Source organism: Streptomyces sp. NPDC059456 (genome assembly GCF_042750055.1).
In the GTDB taxonomy this organism is placed as follows: Bacteria; Actinomycetota; Actinomycetes; order Streptomycetales; family Streptomycetaceae; genus Streptomyces.
Genome location: NZ_JBHYVA010000472.1, coordinates 1 through 6,784 on the forward strand (window position 1 = coordinate 1; position 6,784 = coordinate 6,784).

The window sequence follows — 6,784 nt, forward strand, 5'->3', positions numbered from 1 at the left end:
ACCACCAAAAAAAACAAATAATACGCCCGCGCGCTCTAATTTTATTAACCACACCCCCCTACTCCCCCGGCCGCCCCCCCGGCCGGCGCCCCCCCGCCCGCGGGCGGCGGCGCCGCGGGCGCCACTCTGTGGCACGGACAACGGAGGGTATCGGTTCACTCGCGTCCATGATCCGGAACCGCGGGTGACGGCGATTCGGTCATCATTCAGACATGTTGTCCGACACCGTGTCCGACACCGTGCCCGACGCCGTGTCCGCTGTCGTGACCACTGTCGTGACCGCTGTCGTGTCCGACGCTGTCGAAGACCCGGCAGTCGAAGAAGTCCTCGCCCTCTGACAGCAGGTACGCCTGGGCCTCACCCACGTGGAAGTACATCCCGTGCAGCTCCAGCGTGCCCTCCGCGAGCCGCCGGGCCACCGACTCGTGCGCCCGCAGGTGCTCCAGCTGCTGCACCACATTGGTCAGGCACAGCTGCTCCACGGCGTCCGCCGGGAGCCGGCCCGCGATCCGCGCCCAGGCGTGGTGGCGGCTGCGCATCCGCTCCAGGCTGGGCAGCCCGTGCCGCAGCCACCGGCGCAGCGGCGTCATCGGCGCGCCGGGCGTGGAGTTCAGCAGCGCCTGCATCGCCCCGCAGCCCGAGTGCCCGCACACCGTGATGCTGTCCACCTTCAGCACGTCCACCGCGTACTCGATGGCCGCCGCGACCGAGTCGTCCGTGGCCTCGGCGCCCGGCAGGGGGACCAGGTTGCCGACGTTGCGGACCGTGAACAGGTCGCCGGGGCCGCTGGCCGTGATCATGCTGGTCACCAGGCGGGAGTCCGCGCAGGTCAGGAAGAGCTGCGAGGGCCGCTGCCCCTCCCGGGCCAGCCGGGCCAGCTCGTCGCGCACGAGGGGCGCGGTGTCCCGCTGGAAGGCGCTGATGCCGCTGGCCAGTTGACCGGCGCCCCGGCGGCGGCGCGGGGCCGGTGGTTCCACGGTCTCCATCGCGTCGGGGGCCGGGGCCGCGCCGGGGATCGTGGGCTCGGCGGCCGGCCGGTGGTCGCAGTGGTTCATCCACGGGGTCCAGGGGCGGCAGCAGTGGTGCGCTCCGCGCTGGGAGCGGTCGGCGCGGTCCGCCCCGCCCATCCGGGTGGTGGAGCGGCCGGTGACCTCCAGGGAGCCCCCGTGCACCAGGTGGGCGTCCTGCCAGTCCTGCAGCGTCTCGTACGCCGCGTGGTCCATGAACGAGCCGTCCAGCTCCACGACCACGCGCCCGCCGGGCGGGATCTGGTTGAGGACCCGGCTCAGCCGCGGCACGGCGAGGAACGTCAACTGCCCGCGCGCCCAGACCCGGTGGACGCCGTCGGACACCTCCACCGTGATCCGGGTCCGGGCCAGCCGGTGCAGGGCGATCGCGACGGCCACGGCGATGCCGATGGCGACGCCCAGCAGGACCCCGCCGAGCACCACCGCCGCGATCGTCGTCACGTAGACCACGATCTCGCGGTGCCGGGTGACGGTCCGCAGGTGCGTGGCGCTCACCATCCGCACGCCCAGCGCCATCACCAGCGCGGCCAGCGCCGCGAGCGGGATCAGGTCGAGGACCGGGACGAGGAGTCCGGCCGCGAGCAGGATCCACAGCCCGTGCAGCATGACCGACCGGCGGCTGACGGCCCCGGACTTGACGTTGGCCACGCTGCGGACGGCGCCGCCGGCGACGGGCAGTCCCCCCAGTGCCCCGGAGAGGATGTTCGCCGCACCCTGTCCGCGCAGTTCGCGGTTGAGGTCGGCGCGCGGCGGGCGGTTGCCCGTACGCCGCTGGGAGGCGATCAGCTTGTCGGTGGCCACCGCGGACAGCAGGGATTCCACGCTGCCGACGAGCGTGACCGTCAGGACGGCCGCGATGAGGCCGAGGACGGGACCCTCGGGGAGCTCGGGCAGGGTGTGGCTGCGCCAGGACGGCAGGTCCACCCGGGGCAGGGTGAGCCCGGCCAGGGCGGCGAAGGCCGTTGCCGTGGCGACGGCGGCCAGTGCGGCCGGGACCTTGCGCAGGGCGAGACCCACCCGCCCGGGGAGCCGCGGCCAGCCGAGCAGTACGGCCAGGGTCAGGGCGCTGACGGCGATCGCGGCCGGGTGCAGCCCGGCCAACTGGGCTGGCAGCCCCTTGACGTTGGCGATCGCCGAGCTCTGCGGAGTGCCGCCGAGGACGATGTGCAGCTGGGCCAGCGCGATCGTGACGCCGACGCCCGCGAGCATGCCGTGCACGATGGCCGGGCTGACCATGAGCGCGGACCGGGCCGTGCGCAGCGCCGCCAGCGCCAGCTGGCAGCAGCCGGCGAGCACGGTGATGGCGCAGGTGGTGCGCCATCCGTAGCGCTGGATCAACTCGGCGGTGACGACGGTTAGTCCGGTCGCCGGCCCGCTCACCTGGAGGGGGGTGCCGCCCAGGCGCCCGGCCACGATCCCCCCGACGGCCGCGGCGACCAGGCCCGCCTGGAGCGGGGCGCCGGTGGCCAGGGCGATGCCGAGGGAGAGCGGCAGGGCGATCAGGAAGACGGTCAGGGAGGCGGAGAGGTCGGCGTGCAGATCGGCGCGGTGTCCCTTGCAGGGCGCGCCGCCGGGGCGGCGTCCGGGGGCGCCGTCGGCCGTGGGGGCGGACGTGCCGTGCGTGCCGGGCTCGGCGTCGGGCGTGCCGAGGGCTTCGACGAGGGGCGTGGGGGATGTGGCGGTCATAGGTCCCGTCTCCTCTGCGGAGGGATGAAGCGGCGGGAGTCTCAACACTCAGTCTCAACACTCAGTAAATGAAAGGTAATGGAGAGTAAAGGAAAACGATACGGAATGGGAGCAAATGGTCTAGGAATTAGCGCTCAGGGGTGATTAAGCATTTTGTACGGCTTGTCACATCATCCTCACGGCGGACCGCATGGGACGTTGCGGCGCGGAAGACCCGCGATGGAACTGCGAGGAGAGGTGGACGGATGATCGCCGCCACGAAGAAGATCGCCGGCGGCCTGGTCGCCACGGCGCTGGTGCTGGGCGTCGCCGGGTGCAGCACCTCGGAACCCGTCAAGCCCCCCTCTCCCGGGGGGCCCAACGGCAAGAAGGGTGCGGCGGCCCCGGAGGCGGCCCCCGGCAGCGTCAACCGGCTGATCGGTGACGGGTCGACGGCGTACACGGGCCGCCAGCCGAACGTGCAGAAGCCGCAGAAGCTGAAGCCCGGCGAGAAGCCGCCGCAGTTCGTGGTGTTCTCGTGGGACGGCGCCGGCGAGGACAGCCAGAAGCTCTTCTCGCACTTCCGCGAGGTCGGCAAGCAGTACAACGCCCGGATGACGTACTTCCTCAGCGGCGTGTACATGCTCCCGGAGGAGAAACGTTCCCTCTACACGGCCCCGCAGCACGACTCCGGCCTCTCCGACATCGGCTTCGGCGATGTCCAGGGGATCAAGGACACGGCCACCCAGGTCCGCGAGGCCTGGCTGGAGGGCAACGAGATCGGCACCCACTTCAACGGCCACTTCTGCGGCCCCGACGGCGGTGTCGGCACCTGGTCCGTGCCGGAGTGGAAGAGCGAGATCAACCAGGCCAAGGCCTTCGTGAAGAACTGGAAGACGAACACGCCGGGCCTCAAGGGCATGGAGCCGCTCCCCTTCGACTACGACAAGGAGCTCATCGGCGCCCGCACCCCCTGCCTCGAAGGCCAGAAGAACTTCATGCTGGCGGCCAAGGACATGGGCTTCCGCTACGACTCCAGCGGCATCAGCAAGCAGATCTGGCCGAAGAAGACGGACGGCCTGTGGGACGTCCCGCTCCAGCTGGTGCCCATGCCCGGGCGGGCCTTCGAGACGCTGAGCATGGACTACAACTACCTGGTCAACCAGTCCGGGACGACCACGCAGGGCGACCCCTCGCAGCACGAGTACTGGGGCGAGCAGATGCGCGAGGGCCTCCAGCAGGCCTTCGACCGGGTCTACGAGGGCAACCGCGCGCCGCTGATCATCGGCAACCACTTCGAGTCGTGGAACGGCGGCACCTACATGAAGGCCGTCGAGGACTCCATCAAGTCGATGTGCACAAAGAAGGAGGTCCGCTGCGTGCCGTTCCGCGAGCTGACCGACTGGCTGGACGCCCAGGACCCGAAGGTCCTGGAGTGGATGCGCGGCCTCGATGTCGGCGAGGCGCCCAAGGACGGCTGGACGAGGTTCCTGACGGCGGGGCCGCCGGCCAAGCCGGCCGCCCCCGCGGTCAAGCCGGCTGCGGAGCGGGCCGAAGAGGGTTCGGGCGAGGACTGACCGGATCGCCGGCCGCCGGCTCCGGGTCCGCCGGCAGGCCGGAGGCCGCGGTGCTCTCCCGCAGGACGAAATCGGGGTCGACCTGGGCAGCCAGGTCGGCCCCGGTCTTGGCGTTGCCCCAGCTCTGCGCGTTCCGCAGGTGGAAGTGGACCATCTGCTCGGTGTACCGGTCCCAGTCGCGGTGGGCGTACGAGTCGTCGGCCGCGTCCTGGAGGGCCTGGAGGGCGAGCCGGTTGCTCGCCTCCAGCAGCTCGAACGCCGCCGGGCGGCCCTTCTCCATCGCCCGCACCCAGTCGGAGTGCCCGACGGTGACGAGCAGGTCCTCGCCGACCTCGTCCTGCAGGAACTCGATGTCGTCGGTGCCCTGCACCTTGTTGCCGATGACCTTGAGGACGACCCCGAAGTCCCGGGCGTACTCCTTGTACTGGCGGTAGACGGAGATGCCCTTGCGGGTCGGCTCCGCGACCAGGAAGGTCACGTCGAAACGGGTGAACATGCCCGAGGCGAAGGAGTCCGATCCGGCGGTCATGTCGACCACGACGTACTCGTCCGGGCCGTCGACCAGGTGGTTGAGGCAGAGTTCCACCGCCCCGACCTTGGAGTGGTAGCAGGCGACCCCGAGGTCCGATTCGGTGAACGGCCCGGTGGCCATCAGCCGTACCGGCTCCCCGTCGAGCAGCACCGTGCGCGCGCAGGCCTCGTACACCGGGTTGTCCTCGGTGATCCGCAGCAGGCGCGATCCGGCGCCGGGCGGGGTCGTCTTGATCATCGTGTCGGCGGAGGCGATGCGCGGGTTGGAGCCCCGCAGGTACTCCTTGATCAGGGGCAGGTGCGCGCCCAGGGCGGGCAGTGCGGCCGCCTCGTCCTCGGCGAGTCCGAGGGCCGCGCCCAGGTGCTGGTTGATGTCGGCGTCCACCGCGACGACGGGGGCCTCATTGGCGGCGAGGTGGCGGATGAAGAGGGAGGACAGGGTCGTCTTGCCACTGCCGCCCTTTCCCACGAAAGCGATCTTCATGTTCACCAAGGGTAGTCGCTCGGTCGCTTTCCGTGGTGCCGGTAAGTGAAGAAGACCACTCCAAGGAGGGGTCGGTGCCATGGGCGTCCAGTGCGTAGGCTCCCTACTTATGAGTAGCGCTTCTGACCCGCTGGCCGCCCTGGGTTCGCTCCCGGGCGTCGCCGAAGCCGTGGATTCCGTACGCAAGGCCGTGGACCGGGTCTACGGGCACCGCGTGATGCGCCGGCGCAGCGGGGAGATCACCTCGGAGGCCGCGTTGCGCGGGGCCCGCGGGAGTGCGGCGCTGTCCGGGGCGGACTGGGCGCTGGAGGAGGTGCGCCGGCGCACGGACTTCGGGGCGGAGGCGGAGGCGCGCACGGTGGGCGCGGCGCTGCGGCTGACGGCGGAGGCGGGTCAGCTGCTGAGCATCTGGCGGCAGTCGCCGCTGCGGGTGCTGGCGCGCCTGCACCTGGTGGCGTCGGGGTCGACGGCCGACGGTGACGCGGTGGGACGGCCGCGTCTGGCGGGCGAACCGGTGGACGAGCCCTTCGTCACGCTCCCGTTGCCGAGCGCGGACGAGGTGGCGGGCCGGCTGGACGGCCTGTCCCGGCTGATCATCGCGGGCGGCTCGGCCCCGGCGCTGGTCACGTCGGCGGTGGTGCACGGCGAGCTGCTGGCGCTGCGCCCGTTCGGCTCGTACAACGGGCTGGTCGCGCGGGCGGCCGAGCGGATCGTGCTGATCAACAGCGGTCTGGACCCGAAGGCGATCTGCCCGGCGGAGGTCGGTCACGCGGAGCAGGGGCGCGAGGCCTACCTGGCGGCGTTCGAGGGCTACGTGTCGGGCACGGCCGAGGGGATGGCGGCCTGGATCGCGCACTGTGGCCGGGCGATCGAGCTCGGTGTCCGCGAGTCGACGGCGGTCTGTGAGGCCCTGCAGCGCGGCGCGGCCTGAAACGGACCCGGAACAGGGTTGCGGCGACACCGTCTTGCTCTGGTGTCGCCGCTGGCATTTACGCCCAGTTACCAAGCGTCCTCGATGGTTGCCCATCAGGTCGGGAACTTTGCCCGTCACCTGGTGCGGCTGGCCCGTAATCGACGGGTCGACGTCGCGTGGGTGCTCGGCGTTCATGCTTCGGTCCGTGGGCCTTACTGCGTTTTAAAGATGATCCTCTCGGATGTTCTTTGGTCTCGCGGGCCGTTGACTCCTTTGTACTCCGCTTGGGAGACAAGCGGAACCCCTGACCATTTTTTTTACTTTCCCGGACACCCCCGGGCGAATGCGACACCGCGCATCCGCCCTGCTCAGCGGGGCGTGCGGTGGGTCAGGCCGACGTCGCGACGGCGGCCAGGGCGCTCGCCCGGCGCCGGCTCGCGTACCAGACCAGGCCGGCGGTGGCCGCTGCCGCCCCGACCGCCGCGGCGGCGACCAGCGCCGGGGGGGCCGGCCTCGTCAGCCCGGGCAGCCCCTGCGTCAGCCGCACCCGCCGGTTGAACCCCCGCACCCGCCCCCCCCGCCCCCC

4 protein-coding genes and 1 pseudogene are annotated in these 6,784 nt (G+C 71.3%); 2 read left to right on the forward strand and 3 right to left on the reverse strand.

Annotated features, from left to right (window positions below):
* Positions 1–206: 206 nt before the first annotated feature.
* Entirely contained in the window at positions 207–2,714 is a 2,508-nt protein-coding gene (locus ACFXA3_RS30670; RefSeq protein WP_385191928.1) for a SulP family inorganic anion transporter, read from the reverse strand.
* A gap of 245 nt (positions 2,715–2,959) precedes the next feature.
* Here ACFXA3_RS30670 and ACFXA3_RS30675 point away from each other — a divergent pair, with 245 nt between their 5' ends.
* A complete protein-coding gene (locus ACFXA3_RS30675) occupies positions 2,960–4,270 on the forward strand; it encodes a hypothetical protein (protein ID WP_385191931.1) in 1,311 nt (436 codons plus the stop codon).
* Here the strand turns inward: ACFXA3_RS30675 and ACFXA3_RS30680 are convergent.
* Entirely contained in the window at positions 4,224–5,285 is a 1,062-nt protein-coding gene (locus tag ACFXA3_RS30680; RefSeq protein ID WP_385191933.1) for an ATP-binding protein, read from the reverse strand. The genes ACFXA3_RS30675 and ACFXA3_RS30680 overlap by 47 nt on opposite strands.
* A 109-nt stretch (positions 5,286–5,394) precedes the next feature.
* Between ACFXA3_RS30680 and ACFXA3_RS30685 the strand changes: the two genes are divergently transcribed.
* The gene (locus tag ACFXA3_RS30685) at positions 5,395–6,216 is read left to right on the forward strand and encodes an oxidoreductase (protein WP_385191936.1); all 822 of its coding nucleotides are present in this window, start codon (positions 5,395–5,397) and stop codon (positions 6,214–6,216) included.
* A gap of 370 nt (positions 6,217–6,586) precedes the next feature.
* Here the strand turns inward: ACFXA3_RS30685 and ACFXA3_RS30690 are convergent.
* Positions 6,587–6,784 (reverse strand): annotated as a pseudogene (locus tag ACFXA3_RS30690) (hypothetical protein); the annotation flags it as partial.